We start from the raw sequence: 19,467 nt of genomic DNA on the forward strand, positions 1-19,467 counted from the left end.
CTTTTATTAACCCTTTTATTCTCTCTCTCATTAATCCGTGCCACAACATTTTTAAACCATTTGATTCCATAAGCCCCATTTTTATCAGTGGGGCTTACAGAGTTAAATTCAAAGGAGAAATGATGGCAAAAGTAGAAGTGGAGTTAAAAAAACTCTATCAAATTTTAGTGGATCCTGAATATTTTTATCAGGTTCCCGATTACCAACGCCCTTATGTGTGGGATAAGGATCATTTAGGGGCTTTGATTGATGATTTAGTGGGCAGCTATACAAACAATGGAGAAGATGAATATTTTTGCGGCTCTATTGTGATCGCTGAAAATCCAAAAGATAAAAGATGGGATGTTGTGGATGGCCAACAGAGACTAACAAGTTTTATTATCTTGGCTTGCACGATTTTAAGGCTTTATGAACACAGGTTAGGGCAAAAATCTAAAGATTTTATTGAAGGGAGTATTTATGATAAATACGATAAAGGAAAAGAGCGTCTGAAGTTCTTAACCGCTCAAAATTACAATAGTATTTTTGAAAACACGGTGTTAAACCATTTGGAGTTTGAAGACAATATTAAAAAGAACGAGTTGAATAAGAAATTTGATGAAAACACTTATTTGCGTAACGCTTATTATTTTAGAGAGCTATTGAATGAGAGCATGGAAAATGGTTCCATAAGCGATATGGATGATTTTGTCGAGTGGTTTTATGAACACATTGCTTTGACTAGGATCATTTGTTTTGAGCAAGACAGCGCGATGCAAATCTTTCAAGTGTTAAACGACAGAGGCCAACCCTTAAGCCCTATTGATATTTTAAAATCCAGTTTGATGCAAGAAATCAAGCAAGATAGTGAAAAGCGTAAGGATTTTATAACCACTTGGGACAAATTGGTTGAAGCTTGCAAGAGCGTTGAAGGCATAGATATTGATTTGGAAGACTTCTTTAACATGTATTTAGAATACGCTGATCCCAGTTCTTCTAAAAAGAGAGCCGATAAGGGATTAAAAAAGGTATTCAAAGACAGCAAAAAAGACGCTTGCGAGTTCATTTATGATGTGAGCGCTTTTATGAAATCTTATACCGATTTGTTAAAAAAACAAGACCGATACATTTATTTATTAAGATACCTTCCCTCTAGATTTTGGGCCAGTATTTTAACGACAGCCCTTTATGTCAAATATCCTGATTTTGACGCTTTGAAAAAGCTTTTGGTGTCTTATTATTATCAAACTTGGATTGCAGGAGGCACGATCACGCGCATCAAGCAAACGAGTATCAACATTATCAAAAATGTTAAAAGCAATAAAGACATTGAAACCATTCAAGAGCTTATACTGGATAACATAGAATCTTATAACACCTTTAACCAATACCACTACAACTTATGGGATAGCTATTCGGTTTATCCTAGCAAATGGTTACGCCCTGTCTTAGCCCTAGCTAATTATTTTATGACAGATGAAGAGAAGCCCCATTTTATCGCTATGGATGCCGAAACCCAAGTGGAGCATATTTTACCTCAAACGCCCAAAAGAGGCAGTCAGTGGAATGCGGATTTTGACAAAGAAAAAAGAGAAGAATGGGTGAATAATATCGCAAATTTAACCCTTTTAAAGCGTAAAAAGAACGCAAAAGCCTTAAATGGGGATTTTGATGAAAAAAGAAAAATTTATAGCGGCAAAGACCAAAGCAAAGTGATTAGCTGTTATGACATCACTAAAGAATTGTATAGCGACTATAGGAAGTGGGACGAGAAGTCTCTCCAAAAGCGACACGACTTTTTGTATGAAATTATCACGCCTATTTTACACATAGAAGGGCAAGAAGAGGAATATGAAGATGATTTTGATCTAGAATGATTAAAAATCATCAAGCATAAAACAACAAAGGGGATAAGTTATGCCTAAAAAAGAACCATTAAAGATAGCAAAGAAAAGGATTTTTAAAAACTTCTTAGAAGAAGTCAAGCGCCATCGCCCCATTGTTTTTTATACGGATAATGATTGTGATGGCATGTTAGCTGGCAGCGTTTTAATGTCTATGTGTTACAGACTGGGCATTAAAAATTTCTTTTTCTTTAGCCCTTTAAGGAATGCGCATGGCTATGGTTTCACCGATTTAGCCCTAAACGATTTATTGTCTCAACCTTGTATCTTTAACCCTAAAACCAATCAATTAGTCCGCCTGGATCACATTAAAAACCAATTCCAAAAAGACCCCTTATTGTTTAGCGCTGACTTGGGGGCGGATTTAGTTTCTAATACAGAATTGCAAGAAATCTTATTAGAACATTTTGAACAATGCATCATCACAGACCACCATAAAAGTTTTGAAGTTGATTTGATGGATGAAAATAAAATCGCCTACATTAACCTGAATGATGGAAAAGACGCTAACTATTATAGCGGGGCTTTTACAAGCGCTTTAGTGTTTGGTCAAATCTTTCAAACGCAAACCACTCCTTTAGAAGAAGAATTGATCGCTATCACGCTTTTAAGCGATCGCATTGATTTAGATAATGGGGATAATTTGGATATGGTTTTGAATTTAGCGCAACCTAAACATGAGCGCATTCAATGCTTTTTCAAAGATAAAGATCTTTCTTTAGCCCAAGACGATTTAGATGAAAATTCTAACTTATACGGCTTTAATTGCATCAATTATATCAACGCTTTAAGCCGTTTGAGTGGGGCTAGAGAGTTTAAGGGTTGTTATGATAGCTATTTGCATTATCTGGTTTTAAAGCATTTCAATCCCATAAACGATCCGCGCTTAAGCGCCTTTAATGTTAAGGAATTCAAACAATACAACGACATTAAAAAGAAAATACTGAAAGAAAGCGAAGAAAACGCTCAAATTTTTCCTTGTAACAAAATATTAGTGGCTATTTTAGATGAAAGCTGCTCTATTAAAGTGGGTGTTAGCGGTTTAGTGGCTAATAACCTTTTAAAAAAACACCCTTTCAACCATTCTGTCTGTATCTATAAAGACAATAAAGACGGATATAGCGGTAGCGCTAGAGGTGGTGGGAATTTTTTAAGCCAGATTAAAACCATTCCCTTAATACAATCTGGCGGGCATGAGGAAGCTTTTGGGTTGAGCTTTGCAAAAGAGGATTTTAAAAAAGTAATCAAAAGCTTACAGGCCTTATAAAGTCAAATAACGCTAAGGTTGAATTTAAAAAAGAGAACTTGACATGTTATTGGATTATGATTTTTTATTGTTATTGAATGATGAGAGCGGGAATCCAACCAGATACTACTATTTGTTACAAGATTTTGAAAAGGATTTTGTGGCTAGCAAAGTGGCTCAAAATAGAGCGAAGCGATTCGTTAAGGAGATCATTGGGAGGGAGAAAGCCTCTAAAACTAAAAACAGCACCATTGCAGTTTCTCATACAAAGACTTCTGCTATGGAGAACGGAACGATTGGAAGTGGCGATCTTAAAAAGGCGTGTGAGAAAATCAAAAGCGGACTACCCTTTGGGATCATCTCAGCCTTTAAACCCTTTAAAGACGCTTTTTATAGGGATTTCAATCATAATGAGCAAAAGTTACTGATAGGGGCAGCTAAAAGCGGCTGCATTCAATCTAGCGCTGATAAACTGGCTCAGTTAAAAACGCGCTTACTCTATTGGCAGGACAAATCCGTTAAAGTGGATTGGGATAAACCCATTTTGATTAAGGACTTCTTTAAAGGCAATAATTACCTTTATAGGAGGTTTTGTTTTTTATTGGGGAAGCATTTTATGGACAGATTTTTAAAGAATAACGCTAAAGCGAGCGTGAAAGACTTTATGTCTAGTAAGGAGTTTGTCGCTAAATACCGATACACCCCCAAGCAAAATACAGAAAGAGCGAAAAAGCTGCAATCGTATTTAGAGAGTAAGCGTGATTTTATAGGGTTTGTTCAAACGCTTAACTCTTTAAAAGACAGCCCGCAAGATCCTTTTTTACCCGATGAAGAAATAAGCTTTTTGGTGTTCGCTAATGAGCCTACTATTATATTTAATTTAAGGGACTATTTATTGGTGTTAGCGCAAATATTTAACCAACAAGCGATCTGTTATTGTGAGAGCAAATGCCCTATAGAATTGATCAACGCTTCACCGGGTAAGGACTTTAACAAAACACAAGACAGCTTCTCAGACATCAAATTTTCAACGCCCAATCAATTAGAACAATCTCTCAACGCATTAAAAAACAAGCTAGCCGCATTCTTTTCAAAACACCCTGATAAACATAACGGCATGGAGTTTAATGAAATAGCTAAAACTCAAATAGAAGCGCTTTATCTGCCGCAATCTAGCGATGATTTTGATGATTTCCGCAAGGATCTTGAAGACAGCGTTAAAAGTTTTATCAGAGCGAAAAAAAATCGTTATGGTTTTCCTAGAATCTTTGATGTTGCAGACATAGAACAAGAAGAGAGGGAAGTCATTGAATGGCGAGAAAAAAATAGAGCGTCAAAACAAAGCTATAAACAAAACCTTCAGATCAACAAAATCGCTAACGATTTAAAGCGTAATAAGGTAGTGGATAAAAGAACGATTTTAAGCGTGATAGACGCTGATATAGAGCGTGGTTTTATCCCGCCTAAAGATTGGTTAAAACAATTAGAAACAATTAGCGCTTCTCTTTCTAAAGACATCGTAATAGCGATAAAGCAAGTAGAAAAATTAGAGCTTAACTATGCGTTAATAGATAATATCCAGCATAACGAGCTTGATGACACGCTTGATTTTACCTTTATTGTTGGGGATTCTTTGAGCGTTCAGTCGCTTTATGTTACCTTTGATCTTGTGATTGACATGGATAGGCCTATGAGCGAGCAGTTTCTCAACCACATTGGGGAATTGGGGAGGTTTAAATCTAGAGAGGAAGCGTTAGAGTGGGTGCGATTATCACAAACTAAACTGATCATTAAAACGCCCAGAGAAGTGCTAAAAAATGCGGAATTATCGCAAATTGAAGAAATATTGACCGGCTGTATTTTTAATGGCACTTACCGCATTCAAGACGATCTTAAAGGCAATAGACATGAAAATTTTAAGCAAGATTAAACCACAACAAGGAGGAACAAGCCATGCCAAAAAGATAAAAAACATTAAAAAACATTGAACGACCGATTATAGCGGAATTTAAAACAAATTTTTATCAAGGAGTATTTTATGGGTTTTCAAAATGAAAACAAATTAAAAGTAGGGGCACTAGTCAAAGCCACAATCAATAACAAAGTGGTGGAGGCTAAAGTCATTAGCATTGGGTTCAATCGTGTAACCTTAAGGAGCGAAAAAGGCAACCAAGCCTCATACGCTTTCAATAGCGAAAAATTCTTAAAATGGTTTAATCAAGTTCCATTGACAGAGCATATGAGACTTCACGCTGAAAACAAGCAAGAAAGTGCGGATGATTTGTTGAAAGGGATTAAAATCGTTACGAGCGGACCGAGTGTTAAGGAAAGGACTTCTATTCCTAAAGAGCCGAAAGAGGACAAGTATAAACTCTCTTTTGGATTTGAGGAAAAAAGTGAGACTAGTTTCTCGGTGGTAGCTAAAGACTATTTCCTTACTGATAGAAAAAGTAGGCTAGGTGCGTTATTAACCCCTATGTTTTATCAAGGTAAAGGACATCAAGCGTCTGCTGTTATTGTAACCGCTCTCGCTCACGCTAAAGACTTAAATAAACATAGCGATGCGGAGTGGTTGCGTTTGATTGAAAATAGGGCGGAGAGCGTTGCTTCTTTTGATACTTTAGACCAAATGGATAGGGTAGATATTACTTTATTCTGTGATTTAATCCGCCTTTATGCTAGGGGTGAGGAGGAGTTTATGGATTTAAATCCTGGAGGTATTTGGGATAATATGCTCCCTGTTAACAAAAATGAGGCGTTGTTTATAGCGCAACTCTTATGCGATGGAGGTATCAATAGGTATGGTTTAAGCTGTGCTGGTCTTACTGAAAATTTGTTAAAAGACATTGAGTTAAATCTCGGTTTAGCGACTAGAGAGGAGGTTGATGAGATTTTAGCAAAAGAAAACGATGGCGAGGCTGAAAATTTAGAAAACTAACCGCCCCCCTTCCCCTTACTCTCTTGTGAGGAGTCTCCTTTTTTTTTAATCTCTCTTTTTTTCTCTTTTATTTTTCTTTTTTCATTCCCTCTCTAATCTGTCCATTTAATTGGAATGGCTTTAATCTTAGAACCCTATCTTTGCGCGTTATTTCGCATTCAAAAGGCGTTTTTCTTTAAATTCCTGGTATTCTTTGATCGCGTAATTCACAAAGGGCTTGATCGCAATCCCGCCCCTAGAGGCAAAATCCCCATACACTTCCAAATACTTTGGCTCTAGCAATTGGACTAAATCTAATAAAATCGTGTTGATGCAGCTCTCATGAAAGCTCCCATGGTTTCTGTAACTGAATAAATAGAGTTTTAAAGACTTGCTCTCTACCATTTTATCTTTAGGGATGTAGCGGATATAAATCACGCCAAAATCCGGCTGGGAAGTGATCGGGCAAAGGCTTGTAAATTCCTTGCATTCTAAAGTGATTAGGGGGTCTAAATTGGGGTTTGGGTTAGGGAAAGCTTCTAATAATTGGCTGTTGTATTCAAAAACATAGGGCGTTTTAGCGCCTAAGGATTTGAGGTTTGATTCAGGGGTCATTAATCTTCCTTGATTTAAGTTATAATAAGGCTATTTTAACCCATTTTTTAGGAAACTCATGAATAAACGCATAGAAATGATTACGGCTCTATTAGATGAAAAAAAGGCTTTTGATATTACGCACATTGATTTGTCTAAAACCCCCTATTTAGTAGAAGATGTCATTATCGCTACCACGCTAGCGAATAAGCATGCCCTTTCTTTACTAGATGCGCTTAAAAACGCCCTTAAGCCGTTAGGCAAAGTCTTTTACCAGATAGATGAGTCTAATGAAGAGTGGATCATTTTGGATTTAGGGGATTTGATGATCCATCTTTTCACCGAAGAATGCCGTAAAAAATTTGACTTGGAAGGGTTTTTGAACGCCTATAAAAGAGAGCTTCCTTATCAAAACGCCTAAGAAACTCATCGCGCTTTTAGGGCCTAGCGGGAGCGGGAAAAGCGCTCTTTCTATTGAATTGGCCCAAGAATTGGACGCTGAAATCTTTTCTTTGGATTCTTTGAGTATTTATAAAGACATTAATATCGCTTCGGCTAAACCGAGCCTAAAAGAGCGAAAAAACATCAAGCATTACGCCCTAGACTGCCTTAGCATTGATGAAAAAAATAACGCTCCTCTTTTTAAAACCCTTTTAGAGGACGCCATGAGAGTGTCTTCTAAAGAGATTTTACTCATTGTGGGGGGGAGCAGTTTTTATCTCAAATCCATTTTAGAGGGTTTGAGCCGCATGCCAAAACTGAGCAATGAAGAGGCTGTAAAAATAGAGCGAGAAATTGCCACTCTTTCTAACCCTTATACATTTTTAAAATCCATTGACCCTAACATGGCTTTTAAGATCCATCCAAACGACACTTACCGCATCCATAAGGCTTTAGAAATCTTTTATGCCACCCACACGCCCCCAAGCGAATATTTTAAGGCTAACCCTAAAAAACCCTTTGAGCATGCTATCTCCTTATTCGCTCTGTCTATTGAAAAAAACGCACTCCATAATAACATCAAACAGCGCACCAAAAACATGCTTGATTGCGGGCTTATTGAAGAAATCAAAGCTCTCTATACTCAATACCCTAAAGATTCACAGCCTTTTAAAGCCATAGGCGTTAAAGAAAGCATTCTTTTTTTAGAAAAACGACTCACTTTAAAGGAGCTAGAAGAAGCAATTACCTCTAACACCATGAAATTAGCCAAGCGCCAAAACACTTTCAATAAAACCCAATTCCATAACCTTTATGTGGGGAGCGTTAAAGAAATTAGGCATGCGATTTTAAAACACTCAAAAAGCGGCATTAAAGGATAATCTAATGGATACGCAAAACTTACCCGATCAAATTATCCCTATTTTTATGAGTTTTGATAAAAATTACGCGCTAGGGGCAGGAGTGAGCCTTTATTCGTTACTCTCCCATGCGAGCAGGCACACAAGCGCGATAGACTTTAGCCCCTTAAATCAAAATAACCAACTTTTAGGCGCTAACATCGTGTATAAAATCCATTGTTTGATTAAAGAGGTAACCTTAGAGCAGCAAAACAAGCTTTTAAAAACCATTGAGCCTTTTAAAAAATTCGCTTCATTAGAGTTTATAGACACCAATTCGCTCGATCATTCCATAGAAAGCTATCTCAATGAGTCTTGCTCCAAGCGTTATGGCGGGCTTCTTGTTTTGTGCCGGCTTTTTCTCGCTTCACTCTTCCCTAATTATTCTAAAATCATTTCCATAGATGTGGATACGGTGTTTTTGGGCGATGTTGCAAGCGCTTATTTTGCGCTGGATAACGACCCCACTAAATTGCTTGGCATGGTGAGAGACACTTTTTCCCACCTTTCTTTTGAAGCCTTTTGTGATTTTATTGAGCGCACTTGTAAGAATTTTAAAATTGATTTTTCACGCTTTAGCCCAAACGAATTACAACGCATCCATCAAGGCTTTAACATGGGCTTTTTGGTAGCGAATTTAGATTTGTGGCGCGAAAATGGGTTTGAAAAAATCGCTTTAGAGTTTTTGAAAACTAGGGGGAAAGACCTTTTCTACCCTGAACAGTGTTTAATCAATATGGTGTTTTTAGAGCGTATTTTAGAATTGCCTATTCATTATAATTGCTATTCTGACTTTTTCAAAGAGCACTACCCTAAAAACATCGTCATGCTCCATTTCATCAGACACAAGCCGTGGCGTTCTGTCAGTTCTTTGAATGGGCGTTTGATTTGCTATGAAGCTGAAGCGGGTTTTTGGCTCGCCAACCTTTTTTGCACCCCTTTTAAAAACGATTTTTTTAAAAAACGCCTTGAAATGGCTAAAGACCAACAAATGCAATCTTTTAAAACCCACATCCGATCAAAAACGATTAGGGATTATTTTTGTTATAGGATAAAAAATATTTTGAATTCCTTTTGTAAGACTAAGCATTAAGAATACACCTTTAGTAATCTTTTTTATGTCTAATTAAAACTCTAAAATAGGGGCATTTACCATTCACGGACAAATCCTTGCCATCATTTCCTTTCCTAAAACCAATAATCTCAAACTGCTTAGGATTAAACTTGTGTAAAAAAGTTATAGGGACTCCCATAGAACCCCTATAGTCCAAAGGTATATCTATGGTTCTATTCACATTGATTCCATCAAAATTATCATATAGCTCATACTTATTTTTATTGTATTTTTTTGTGAGTGGCAATATCTCATGCCTTTTTTTATAATCTAAATTTGTGAGCCATAAGCAATTATTAGGAGAGATTAAGCGATTGCCTAAGCTATCAATTTTAGTTTCTGTGCCATAAAGTTCATAATGTCTTGGAACAATAAAACTTGAAATTCCTCGACCAAGATGCATGCCTAACCATACCTTATTATTTTTAATTAGAGTAAAAATGTTTTTGTATGTAATTGCATTGATGTTTCCAATAATCAAAAACTTCTTGCTGTGTTCGATCAATTGCGCTACAAATTCTCTAAAAAGCGAAAAAGGTGGATTAGTTACTACAATATCTGCTTCTTTTAGCAATTGAATACTCTCCTTACTGCGAAAATCACCATCTCCTTTGAAAAAATTCAAGTCATTAATGGTTGTTTGCCAATCCTTTTTCCCTTCATATTTGCAATAAAATCCTTTTGAGTTTTGGTTGCTACCGCTAAATATTTTTGGTTCCACATAACAAGCAGAAATCAATTTTTTAAGCCCTAGTTCTTGAAAATGAACAAAAAAGTATTTGAAAAAATTACTTACCCTTGCGTCATCACAATTGCAAAAAACAATTTTATTCTTAAAATGTTGTTTATAGTATTGCAACTCGTTTTCTATATCTACCAATTGTGTATAAAACTCATCGCTTTTTAGCTTCTTAGCTTTTTGCAATATTTGATTAGTCGCTTTTCTTGACATTGTTTTTACCAATAATTTGATTGAAAAGTGAACTACCTAAGACTTTAAGAGAAGTTCTAGCCACTTCAAGCATGATTTCAAACATTTTATTTAAATTCCATTTTTGTCCATCTCCTTGTGTATAAATAGAAATAGCTTGTAACATAATGATTCTATCTCTGTATTGAACGAACTTGTTTTGACATAAATTTTGATTGATAGGCATTCCATAATTAGCTGCCGTTAATTTATCCAATCTATTAAGAACTCCAGAATTATACTCAAGAGTTACTACCCTTCCATCAGGTCTTTTTACTGATATGGTTTGAGTTAAAAAATTAGAACCTTCTAAAAATAAAATGTAAGGGAAATGCAATTCTTTGAGCATAAAATTAGCCATTTCAGCAATATTTTTATACGCTCTTTCTATGGCATTCCCAGCTTGCATTAAATCTTGATTGCTATATTTACCTACTAATATTCCTTTTTGAATATTTTCTATATCTTTTCCTTGATATTTAGCTTCTGTTATTAATATAACTCTCCAATTCCCATCATCATCTTTAACCTCAATGATACCTCCATCAGGTTTTATTTTAGAACTTTGAATAAACAAGGTTCTTCCAAGCTCGCTATCAAGTCCTTGCAATACAGAATTAATTTCTTCCTTGGTTATGCTTGCTCTGTGCCTAAATGACAAGCTCTTAAATTCATCTTCAAGTTTTTGCATAACAAGTTTAGAGATACTGCTCACACCCATATCGTGCAATCTAGCCTCGTCAGTAAAAATATTCGCAACCCCTAAAGACTCTTTATGTTGTTTGCTCAATCTTTGAGATTGATTTTTCTTAGCCATTTTCTACCTTAAAATTTTCACTTCTTCTTCTAAATGAATGCCGTATTCTTGTAACACTCTGGTTTTGGCGAGTTCTATCAAATCCAGGGCTTCTTCAAATTCTGCACCCCCCAAATTCACCAAAAAATTCGCATGCTCTTTGGCAAAGCCCACTCTTTTTAAGCGATAACCCCTTAAGCCCGCACCCTCTAAAAGCCTGCCCGCATAATCGTTAGGCGGGTTTTTGAAACAGCTCCCAAAATTAGGCAATTTGGGGTGGCTTTTGCGCATGCTTTGACACGCTTTTAAAACTTCTTGTCTAAAGCCATGCGTTTTTTTAAACCTAGCCCTTAAAACAACGCCATTGAATTGGCTGCTGCGATAATCTAATCCTAACGCTCCACGCCCTAGCCATTCATTGTTAATGCAAGCGCTTTCTAAAACGTTTTTGATTTCAAATTCTTTCATGCCAGCATTCATTTTAACTAACGCCCCTAAAGTGCCAGGCAATTGCCCTAAAAACTCCAAACCCCCTAAATCATTCGCTCTAAAATAATTAAAAATTTTAGACGAGTTGGTCGCCCCCCCTATTTCAACGCATTCGCCCTTATCGCAAATGTAATCGTAGTTCTTGCCTAAAAGGGCGAGATTTTTCGCGCTAGGAGCGACTAAAAGGTTGTTCGCTAAACCGATAATCTGGTGTTCTTGAGAAATTTCATCATCGTTTTCTAAAACGCTCACTTTTAAAGGCGCACCGATTTTCACGCTGCTGTAACGAGAAAAATCAATGGTTTTTTCTAGCATTTTCTAGCCTATGATTTTAGGAATGAGCTTGATTAAGGTTTTGGTGTAATCTAAAAGCATGTTAGTCATCCACGGCATGGTTAAAATCAGCACCCCAATCACGGCTAAAATCTTAGGCACAAAAGACAAGGTCATTTCATTGATTTGAGTGGTCGCTTGAAAAATACTGACTAATAACCCCACCACTAAGCCCGCTAGTAATACCGGTAAAGAAATCATCAAAGTGATTTTATAAGTCTCAATGGCGAGTTTCATGAGTTGTGATTCCATAACATTCCTTTTATCTTAAAATTTCTTCTAATTGCTGAAAGCTTTGTTCAAAAGGCTGCAAAGCGTTTTCATCTTGCGCTAAAAACTGCTCCATTAAAGCCTTTTTCTTAATCGCTTCATCAAGCTCTTTATCGTTCCCCATTTGATAAGAGCCGATGCGAATGAGCATTTCATTTTCTTTCAATAACGCATACAAACGGCGGAATTTTCTCGCATAAAGGTTTTGAGACTCGCTGATGATGTCTTTAGCCACCCTTGATGCGGAGTTTAAAATATTGATAGGCGGGTAGATCCCATAATCGGTTAATTCCCTGCTTAAGACAATATGCCCATCTAAAATACTCCTGGCTTGATCGGCTATGGGATCGTTCAAATCATCGCCCTCTACTAGCACGCTAAAAAAAGCCGTGATGCTCCCCTTATTTTCTTCCTTGCCCGCTCTCTCCATTAATTGAGGCAATAAAGAAAGCGCGGATGGGGGGTAGCCTTTGGAAGTGGGCGGTTCGCCTAAGGCCAAACCGATTTCTCTTTGAGCCATAGCGAAACGAGTCACTGAATCCATAATAAACAACACGTCTAGCCCTTGGTTTTTAAAATACTCCGCCACGCTCATCGCGCAAAAGGCCCCGTATTTGCGCATCAAAGGGCTATCATCGCTTGTAGCGACCACCAACACGCAAGAGCTTAAATCCCCTTTTAGGTTTTTCTCTATAAATTCAGGGATTTCTCTGCCCCTTTCCCCAATCAAAGCGATCACTTTAATCGGCGCTAAGCAACCCCTAGTGATCATGCCCATTAGCGTGGATTTACCCACCCCAGAGCCGGCAAAAATGCCCAGTTTTTGCCCCTTACCGCAAGTCAAAAGCCCATCAATGCTCTTCACCCCCACGCTAAAAACCTCATCAATCAAGCCTCTTTTTAAAGGGGCTATAGGCGTTGTAATGACAGGCGCTAATCGTTCATAATCTAGCGCCCCCTTATTGTCAATGACTTGCCCTAAAGGGTTAAGCACCCTCCCTAAAAGATTACGGCCCACAGGGAAATTCAACCCCTCTTTTAAAAACAGCACCTTATCGCCAGCCCTAGCCCCCTCTATAAAATTAAAGGGCGTGAAACCAAACTGCTCTTTTTCTGCCACCACCACCATTCCCACGCATTCGCTGCCATCGCTTTTTTCAATCTTCACCACATCGCCCACAGACGGATTAAAACCATCCGCATAAACGATATTGGGCATGATTTTTTTCACGCTCCCATAACGAGGCGATAGATCAAAATGCTGATTCAAGCGGTTTTTTAAGGATTTTAGGGGCATTTAAAGCTCTTTAGTCCATAAGACTTCAGCGATTTGGCGCTCATTATTGATCCTATTCACATGCACGATCACATCAATCGCGCTTTTAAAATACGCCCGCATCAAATCCTTATCCAAAGAATGCGTATAACGCATGCTTAAATTCAGTGAAAGGGCTTCTAAAGTGTTTTGGGCGCTATTAGCATGAATGGTTGAGAGCATGCCCTTATGCCCGGTGTTTCCTAAACGCAAAAAGAGTGCTGCATTCCTGGTGTCAATCTCGCCCACAATGAGCCTGTCCGGATTTAAGCGCATGGCCATATTGAGAGCGTCTTCATAATTAAAGCGCGTGTTCTCTTGCTTGCCCACTAAAAGCCCCACGCAATTGCTGAACGCTTTTAAATCCAATTCTTGGCTGTCTTCAACGCTCACCACCCTTTCATCTTTATTGACGCAGTCTAAAAGAGCGTTTAATAAGCTTGTTTTACCGCTTGAAGTCTCCCCGCTAATGAGAATGTTATACCCTTTTAGCGCTAAATTTTTCAAACTTTTTGGATCGCTTGCTTTAAAAGTGAAATCCTCTAAACTTAAGGGCTTAAGCCTAGGCACACGGATATTGAGCGTGATTTGATTATTGGTAGTGATACTAAAATGATTCGCACTCACCCTATAGCGCGTGAAAGGGATAGAGCAATTTAAAGTGGGGTGCTCTTCATCAAAAAACAACCCCCTAAAACTGGCCAATTGCTCGCAAAACCTCAATAAAAACGCCTTATCAAAAAGCACATGCCCTCTTTTTTCTCGTGTGTTATTGACTTTATAAAGCCAAAGTTCCTGCTCGGTGTTGATGATTAGCTCGGTGATCCCGCTTTCTAAAAAAGGGGTAAAATGGCCGATTAGGGCTTGTAAAACTCTATGGGTTTGTAAAGTTTCCAAAAGCCCTATCCTTTAATCATCGCTCTTTTAAAACCTCTTCGCAACGCTTGCAAGGGGTGTTTTCTAGCTCGCTTTTAAAACGCCAACACCTAGGGCATTTATAAAAGGGGGCTTTAAAGAGCGTGAATGCTGGCGTTTCGCTTAATTTTTCTTTTGCAACCCCTACAAAGCTTACCATGAGCAATTCTTCTACTAAATTTTCACGCAACGCTTTTTCTTTCACTTCAATAGCGCATTCCAACGAATTTTTCACCACGCCTTCTTTTTTCAACCGGTCCAACTCTTCATTAAAGGCAGAACGCAAGGCTAAAACGGCTTCAAAATTTTCTAGTTTTTTACATTCTTTAAGGTGGAGTTTTTCTAAAATATTAATGCCTTTTAGATCAAACACATCTTTGGCTTGTAAAAATGCACAAAGCACCCGACTATGCTCTAAAACTTCTTCAATCGTGTGCGTTAAAATGGGGGCTAAAAAGTAGCACAATTGGCTAGCTACAGCGAGTAAGACCATTTGAATGGCTTGGCGTTTTTCATTATTTTTGCTATCGCAATACAAGCTATCCTTACAAGCGTCTAAATAAATCCCGCTCAATTCATTGGTAACAAACGCCATTAAAATATTCAAGCCCTTCACAAAGTCATGCTCTTCAAACGCGCTATTGACTCCGGCGCTTGTTGTTTCTAAAGCCTCTAATATAAAATGATCTAAAGGGCTAAAGTCATGGGAGCGTTCTAAATTCTTAAGATCCATATCGCTAAAATTGGCGAGTAAGAATTTTAGGGTGTTGCGGAATTTTTTATAATGCTGTTCTGTTTGAATGAAGAAGGTTTGAGAGACCCTCAAATCGTTTTGATAGTCATTAAACGCTACCCACAAACGCACCACATCGCTCCCATGCTTTTTGAGCAAGTTATCCAAAGACACCACATTGCCCTTAGATTTACTCATTTTCTCGCCCTTTTCATCTACGATAAAGCCATGCGTAATGACCTTTTTGAAAGGGGCTTGATTGTTTAAAATACAACCGATTAGAAGCGAGCTTTGAAACCACCCCCTATGCTGATCGCTTCCCTCTAAAACCACATCGCTAGGGCTTTGCCCTTTTTCTCCATGGTAGTCTTCTAAAACCGCCTTAAAGGTGCTACCGCTATCAAACCACACGTCTAAAATGTGCATGATTTTCTCATAATGCTTGGCGTTATCTTGATAATTAGGGGGTAACAAATCCTTTATGTCATACTCCCACCACACATCACAACCTTTTTTTTCAAAAAGATTAGCCACATGCTCTAAAACTTCGCTTTCAAAACAAGGCTTATTCGTGCGTTTGTCTATGAAAAAGGCTAAAGGCACGCCCCATTTTCTTTGCCGGCTCAAGCACCAATCAGGGCGGTTTTCTATCATGGTTTTTAGGCGGTTTTTCCCGCTGCTTGGCACAAATTCCACCTTTTCAATCGCGTTCAAAGCCACTTCTCTTAAGGTTTTTTGAGAGCCATCATTTTGGATAAAAGGCTCATCCATTAAAATAAACCATTGCGTGGTCGCTCTGTAAATCACAGGCTTGTGCGTCCTCCAGCAATGCGGGTAGGAATGCTCAATCTCTTGCTCTAGCAATAAAGAATCGCCCAATTGCTCTATAATGCGTTTTTGAGCCTTAAAAATGTGCTCGCCCAGATAGCTTTCATCTAATAGTTGGTTATGGATAATGCCCTCATCATAGCAACCTTTCTCATCTACAGACATTAACACTTCTAAATTATATTTTAAGCCTAAATAATAGTCCTCTTCACCATGCCCTGGCGCGGTATGCACGGCTCCTGTGCCATCTTCTAAACCGACATGCTCTCCTAGAGTGATTAGGGAATCTCTTTGGTTTAAAGGATTGGTGGCTTTCAAATATTCTAAATCATTGGAATTGAATTCATTCGTGATCGCATTATCCACCACCCCTAAAGCGGCTAATTTTTCATGCAAGGCTTTAGCGACTAAATAGCCTTTTTGGGTGAGCGCATAAAGGGCGTCTTTTTTCAAAGCGATCGCTTCATTCGCATACAAAGTCCAGGGCGTGGTCGTCCAAATCACCAAGCTCGCTTTTTTAACCTTTAATTTTTCTAAACTCTCCTTTTTCAAATCAAACGCCACGAAAATGGAGGGCGATTTTTTCATTTTGTATTCCACTTCAGCTTCCGCTAAAGCGCTCTCGCATGCATAACTCCAATAAATAGGCTTATGGCGCTCTTTCAAAAGCCCTTTTTTAGCCACTTCCACTAAAGCCCTATAAATGCTCGCTTCAAATTTAAAATCCATGGTTTTATAAGGATCTTCAAAATCCCCCAAAACGCCTAATTGCAAAAATTCATTCTTTTGGATTTCTAAAAACTTTTTCGCATGATCTCGGCATTTTTCTCTAAACAGCGTGGGATTTTCTAGGCTCGTTTTTTCTTTTTCTAATCGCTCTAAAATTTGCTGCTCAATGGGCAAGCCATGGCAATCCCAACCGGGCGTGTAATAAATTTTATTCCCTTTAAAATATTCTCTTTTAATAACAATGTCTTTTAAAATCTTATTTAAGGCATGCCCTAAATGCAAATGCCCGTTCGCATAGGGCGGCCCGTCATGCAAAGTGAAATCCCCATGGTTATCCTTCCTAGCTTGCATGCGTTTAAACGCTTGCTGCTCTTGCCATTTGGCGTAAGTTTTAGGCTCATTAACGCTCAAATTCCCTTTCATAGAAAAGGTGGTTGTGTTTAAGTTTAGGGTGTCTTTGTATTCTTTCATGGATTGTTCCTTAATCTTTTGTCTTTATTCTTTTGTTTTAGGAGCGATATAAAGGTGCGTGTCTTTTCGTGGCACATTTTTTAAAGTGGGGATTTGTAAAATCGTGTATTCTTCTATCCCCTTTAAATAGTGCAAACTAATCGCATCGCCAATTTTCACTTCTTTACTAGCCTTAGCGCAACTCCCATTGAGCCACACCGCCCCTACATTGCACATATCTGTCGCTAAAACGCGCCGCTTCACTAAACCCACTGATTGTAAAAATTTGTCTATTCGCATGCGTTTATTTTACCCTATTCTTTAAGTTTTTATCCATAACTTATTAGGGTTTTAGTTTTAGCATGTTAGCATTCAGCCACCACTCTTTTTAAGGAATTTGCTTGAAGTTTCAAATCGTGAGTTTGTTATTGGCTTTTTTATTAGCCTCTTGCTTGCCCCCTAAAGGCCATCATTCTGGTTTGGTAAATATGTATATCGCTCACCAAGGCCAAAGCGTGCGCACTTATTGGCGCAAAGTGGATAGAGGAGTTGTCGCCAAACACAATGAAACGCTTAAGAAAAACCCTAAAGCAAAGCTCAAAGACCCTAGGGGGCCTTTGTTCATGCTGGGGAGTGAGCGCTTCATGCTTTTATGGAAAAACCGCTACGCTTTAGCCAAAGTCCAATCGTTCAAGCTAGAGCCTGGGTTTTATTACTTGGATTCTTTTAGCGTGGAAACTCAAAAAGGCATCTTGCAGAGTGCCCCTGGCTATTCATACACCAAAAATGGCTATGATTTCAAAAACAACCGCCCCTTTTTCCTAGCCTTTGAAGTCAAACCTGACAGCACAATCATTCTCCCTAGCGTGGAATTGAGCCTGATTAAAACCCCTAGAGGCTTTTTAGGGGTGTTTTTATTTGACAATAACGAAAAGGGGGCTAATACCCAATGGATTGAGGGGAGTTTGAATTTAAAGCTTAAAAACGCTTCTTTTAAAGACGCATGGGGGTTGGAACAATAAAGCATGAGGCGATCGTTCGCTTTTCGTAAGCCCTTTATGATTAAATTGTAAAAAACGCTTTAAGCATTTTTTAAATTTTATTACCCCTATTCAATTGGAACAAAGCCATTAATTTTTTAAAAACGATAAACATAATCCGCGCTCCAAGTAACATAGCTTTCAAAAATGCCCCTAGGGATTTTTGCTTGTAAAACCCTAGCACTTTCGCAAGTCTTTAGCTTCTTTAAAGAACAACTAGGAGCGTCGCCATGAACGCTCGCGCTCAATTCTAGCGTGTGGTGTTTATCGCCCATCCTTAGCCCTAACGAACCATAACCCTGAAATTGCACTAATTGCGCTAATATATTACCAAAATCTTTAAGAACATTGGCTGTTACGCTCTCACCCCCTAGCCCAGCCCCTATAAAATAACCGATGAAAAACTTCTCATTTTCATACACATTGTGTAAAAATCCATAAAAAAGCTGTAAGTTGACATTGTTATCATACCACCAGTAAAAAAAGAAACAGGACTTATTGTGTCTATGGGTATCACTCCAAATAAGTATTGTTGGTATTTATCTTTTTCCATGTAATTACCCGCTTTATAGGAATATTGGAACCCTCCCCTAACGCCAAAACCCATTTTTTAATCTTAACAGGAGCGATATACTGATACCCCACCTTAAAATTAAAGCCGTTTAAGATTGTGCTGGGATCTTTTCTTTTTAAGAGTCTTCCACCAAAATTGAAGTGAGAGTGAGGTAGTAAAACAAAACTATACTTTATAAGCTAAATTCCATGAAAACATCCCGCTATAGCCAAGACCGGCAAAAAAAGCACTTTTATCCGCTCTTTGATGTTTAGCCTTAGCTTTTTCTTTCGCTAAAGCTTCTTGAGCCTTCTTTCCAACGAGTTTATTAAGCGTGCTCTCATCTATAGCGTGGCTAAGATGAAACCCTAGCACAGAATAAAAAGCTAAAAATAAAAATTTGGTTTTAAAAAATAGGGGGGTAACTTGCATATCTTTTCCTTGATTGAAAAATTGTTTTAATATTTTGAATATTGTAAAACATTGAAGCTCAAATTAAAAGTCTTAACAATATTATTGGATAAAAAATTACTTTTTATAGGCATTAGTGAGTATTTTTAACATTAATGAGCGTTTATAAAAATAAAAATCAAGTGTGTTGCGGTGGTTGGATCGGATTTAACGGGTTTGATCAGAATGGGTTAGAATGGAATGATTGTATCTTAAAGTCAAAACCAGAGACAACCCTAGTCAAGTTGCCCCTAGCCACACCGATATTACTCGTGATGCCCGTGGCAACAACCTTCTTCTTGATGATGACTATCGCTAGTGCTGCAACAACCTTCTTCATGATGAGAGCTGTGGTGGTGATGGTGGTGTTCACCGCCATGATAGTGATGGTGGTGTGTGTGGTGGTGATGGTGGTGGTGTCCGCCGTGTTGTTCTTCATGGTGTGCCATGATGACTCCTTTGATTAAAAATTTAAATTCTAGCTCACTGGCTAGGATTTTAT

18 protein-coding genes and 2 pseudogenes are annotated in these 19,467 nt (G+C 38.1%); 8 read left to right on the top strand and 12 right to left on the bottom strand.

Features of this window, described 5'->3' with window-relative positions; genetic code table 11:
* Positions 1 to 122 precede the first annotated feature (122 nt).
* The 4 genes from EAL44_RS07350 (at position 123) to EAL44_RS07365 (ending at position 6,067) form a co-directional block, all read left to right on the top strand.
* The gene (locus EAL44_RS07350) at positions 123 to 1,856 is read left to right on the top strand and encodes a DUF262 domain-containing protein (RefSeq protein ID WP_162970415.1); all 1,734 of its coding nucleotides are present in this window, start codon (positions 123 to 125) and stop codon (positions 1,854 to 1,856) included.
* Positions 1,857 to 1,896: 40 nt separating this feature from the next.
* Entirely contained in the window at positions 1,897 to 3,150 is a 1,254-nt protein-coding gene (locus EAL44_RS07355) for a single-stranded-DNA-specific exonuclease RecJ (RefSeq protein WP_121076380.1), read from the top strand.
* Between the two features lie 43 nt (positions 3,151 to 3,193).
* Positions 3,194 to 5,059 carry a hypothetical protein gene (locus EAL44_RS07360; RefSeq protein WP_121076383.1) on the top strand — a complete coding sequence of 622 codons (1,866 nt, stop codon included), beginning with the start codon at positions 3,194 to 3,196 and terminating at the stop codon, positions 5,057 to 5,059.
* 108 nt (positions 5,060 to 5,167) lie between these two features.
* The gene (locus EAL44_RS07365; protein WP_121076387.1) at positions 5,168 to 6,067 is read left to right on the top strand and encodes a hypothetical protein; all 900 of its coding nucleotides are present in this window, start codon (positions 5,168 to 5,170) and stop codon (positions 6,065 to 6,067) included.
* 147 nt (positions 6,068 to 6,214) lie between these two features.
* Here the strand turns inward: EAL44_RS07365 and queF are convergent, their stop codons facing one another.
* A complete protein-coding gene (queF, locus tag EAL44_RS07370) occupies positions 6,215 to 6,661 on the bottom strand; it encodes a preQ(1) synthase (RefSeq protein WP_121076390.1) in 447 nt (148 codons plus the stop codon).
* A 58-nt stretch (positions 6,662 to 6,719) separates the two neighbouring features.
* On the opposite strand from queF, the gene rsfS reads away from it, so the two are divergent.
* The 3 genes from rsfS to EAL44_RS07385 are packed head-to-tail and all read left to right on the top strand — an operon-like array spanning position 6,720 to position 9,073.
* The gene (gene rsfS, locus EAL44_RS07375; RefSeq protein WP_121076393.1) at positions 6,720 to 7,061 is read left to right on the top strand and encodes a ribosome silencing factor; all 342 of its coding nucleotides are present in this window, start codon (positions 6,720 to 6,722) and stop codon (positions 7,059 to 7,061) included.
* Positions 7,062 to 7,068: 7 nt separating this feature from the next.
* Complete coding sequence (miaA, locus tag EAL44_RS07380) at positions 7,069 to 7,962, top strand: tRNA (adenosine(37)-N6)-dimethylallyltransferase MiaA (protein ID WP_121076397.1); 894 nt, start codon at positions 7,069 to 7,071, stop codon at positions 7,960 to 7,962.
* A gap of 4 nt (positions 7,963 to 7,966) precedes the next feature.
* The gene (locus tag EAL44_RS07385; RefSeq protein WP_121076400.1) at positions 7,967 to 9,073 is read left to right on the top strand and encodes a glycosyltransferase family 8 protein; all 1,107 of its coding nucleotides are present in this window, start codon (positions 7,967 to 7,969) and stop codon (positions 9,071 to 9,073) included.
* A 10-nt stretch (positions 9,074 to 9,083) separates the two neighbouring features.
* On the opposite strand, the gene EAL44_RS07390 is transcribed toward EAL44_RS07385, so the two are convergent.
* From EAL44_RS07390 to EAL44_RS07425, 8 genes are read right to left on the bottom strand one after another with little or no spacing between them, the layout of a single operon-like run.
* Positions 9,084 to 10,046, bottom strand: coding sequence for an adenine-specific methyltransferase EcoRI family protein (locus EAL44_RS07390; protein WP_121076403.1), 963 nt, complete (start codon positions 10,044 to 10,046; stop codon positions 9,084 to 9,086).
* Positions 10,027 to 10,881 (bottom strand): EcoRI family type II restriction endonuclease, encoded by an 855-nt coding sequence (locus tag EAL44_RS07395; RefSeq protein WP_121076406.1) that lies wholly within the window; start codon positions 10,879 to 10,881, stop codon positions 10,027 to 10,029. The genes EAL44_RS07390 and EAL44_RS07395 overlap by 20 nt, the downstream gene beginning before the upstream one ends.
* Positions 10,882 to 10,884: 3 nt before the next feature.
* On the bottom strand, positions 10,885 to 11,664 hold the full coding sequence (locus tag EAL44_RS07400) for a UDP-N-acetylmuramate dehydrogenase (RefSeq protein WP_121076409.1): 780 nt from the start codon (positions 11,662 to 11,664) through the stop codon (positions 10,885 to 10,887).
* 3 nt (positions 11,665 to 11,667) lie between these two features.
* Positions 11,668 to 11,934 (bottom strand): flagellar biosynthesis protein FliQ, encoded by a 267-nt coding sequence (gene fliQ / locus EAL44_RS07405; RefSeq protein ID WP_000445741.1) that lies wholly within the window; start codon positions 11,932 to 11,934, stop codon positions 11,668 to 11,670.
* A 10-nt stretch (positions 11,935 to 11,944) separates the two neighbouring features.
* Positions 11,945 to 13,249 carry a flagellar protein export ATPase FliI gene (gene fliI / locus EAL44_RS07410; protein ID WP_121076412.1) on the bottom strand — a complete coding sequence of 435 codons (1,305 nt, stop codon included), beginning with the start codon at positions 13,247 to 13,249 and terminating at the stop codon, positions 11,945 to 11,947.
* Complete coding sequence (locus tag EAL44_RS07415; RefSeq protein WP_121076414.1) at positions 13,250 to 14,164, bottom strand: ATPase, T2SS/T4P/T4SS family; 915 nt, start codon at positions 14,162 to 14,164, stop codon at positions 13,250 to 13,252.
* Between the two features lie 16 nt (positions 14,165 to 14,180).
* The gene (ileS, locus tag EAL44_RS07420) at positions 14,181 to 16,943 is read right to left on the bottom strand and encodes an isoleucine--tRNA ligase (protein WP_121076417.1); all 2,763 of its coding nucleotides are present in this window, start codon (positions 16,941 to 16,943) and stop codon (positions 14,181 to 14,183) included.
* A 24-nt stretch (positions 16,944 to 16,967) separates the two neighbouring features.
* Positions 16,968 to 17,222, bottom strand: a complete 255-nt coding sequence (locus EAL44_RS07425) for an RNA-binding S4 domain-containing protein (RefSeq protein ID WP_001217158.1) — start codon at positions 17,220 to 17,222, stop codon at positions 16,968 to 16,970.
* A gap of 101 nt (positions 17,223 to 17,323) precedes the next feature.
* Here EAL44_RS07425 and EAL44_RS07430 point away from each other — a divergent pair, with 101 nt between their 5' ends.
* Positions 17,324 to 17,944, top strand: a complete 621-nt coding sequence (locus tag EAL44_RS07430; protein WP_121076420.1) for a hypothetical protein — start codon at positions 17,324 to 17,326, stop codon at positions 17,942 to 17,944.
* A 116-nt stretch (positions 17,945 to 18,060) separates the two neighbouring features.
* On the opposite strand, the pseudogene EAL44_RS07435 reads toward EAL44_RS07430, so the two are convergent.
* From EAL44_RS07435 to EAL44_RS08135, 3 genes and pseudogenes are all read right to left on the bottom strand, one after another.
* A pseudogene (locus EAL44_RS07435) lies at positions 18,061 to 18,947 on the bottom strand (outer membrane beta-barrel protein).
* Between the two features lie 199 nt (positions 18,948 to 19,146).
* Positions 19,147 to 19,344: a hypothetical protein gene (locus tag EAL44_RS08035; RefSeq protein ID WP_225306114.1), complete on the bottom strand. Its 198-nt coding sequence runs from the start codon at positions 19,342 to 19,344 to the stop codon at positions 19,147 to 19,149.
* Positions 19,295 to 19,414 (bottom strand): annotated as a pseudogene (locus EAL44_RS08135) (hypothetical protein); the annotation flags it as partial. The gene EAL44_RS08035 and the pseudogene EAL44_RS08135, both read right to left, overlap by 50 nt.
* Positions 19,415 to 19,467: the final 53 nt, after the last annotated feature.

The organism is Helicobacter pylori, from assembly GCF_003637685.1.
Lineage (GTDB): Bacteria > Campylobacterota > Campylobacteria > Campylobacterales > Helicobacteraceae > Helicobacter > Helicobacter pylori_CJ.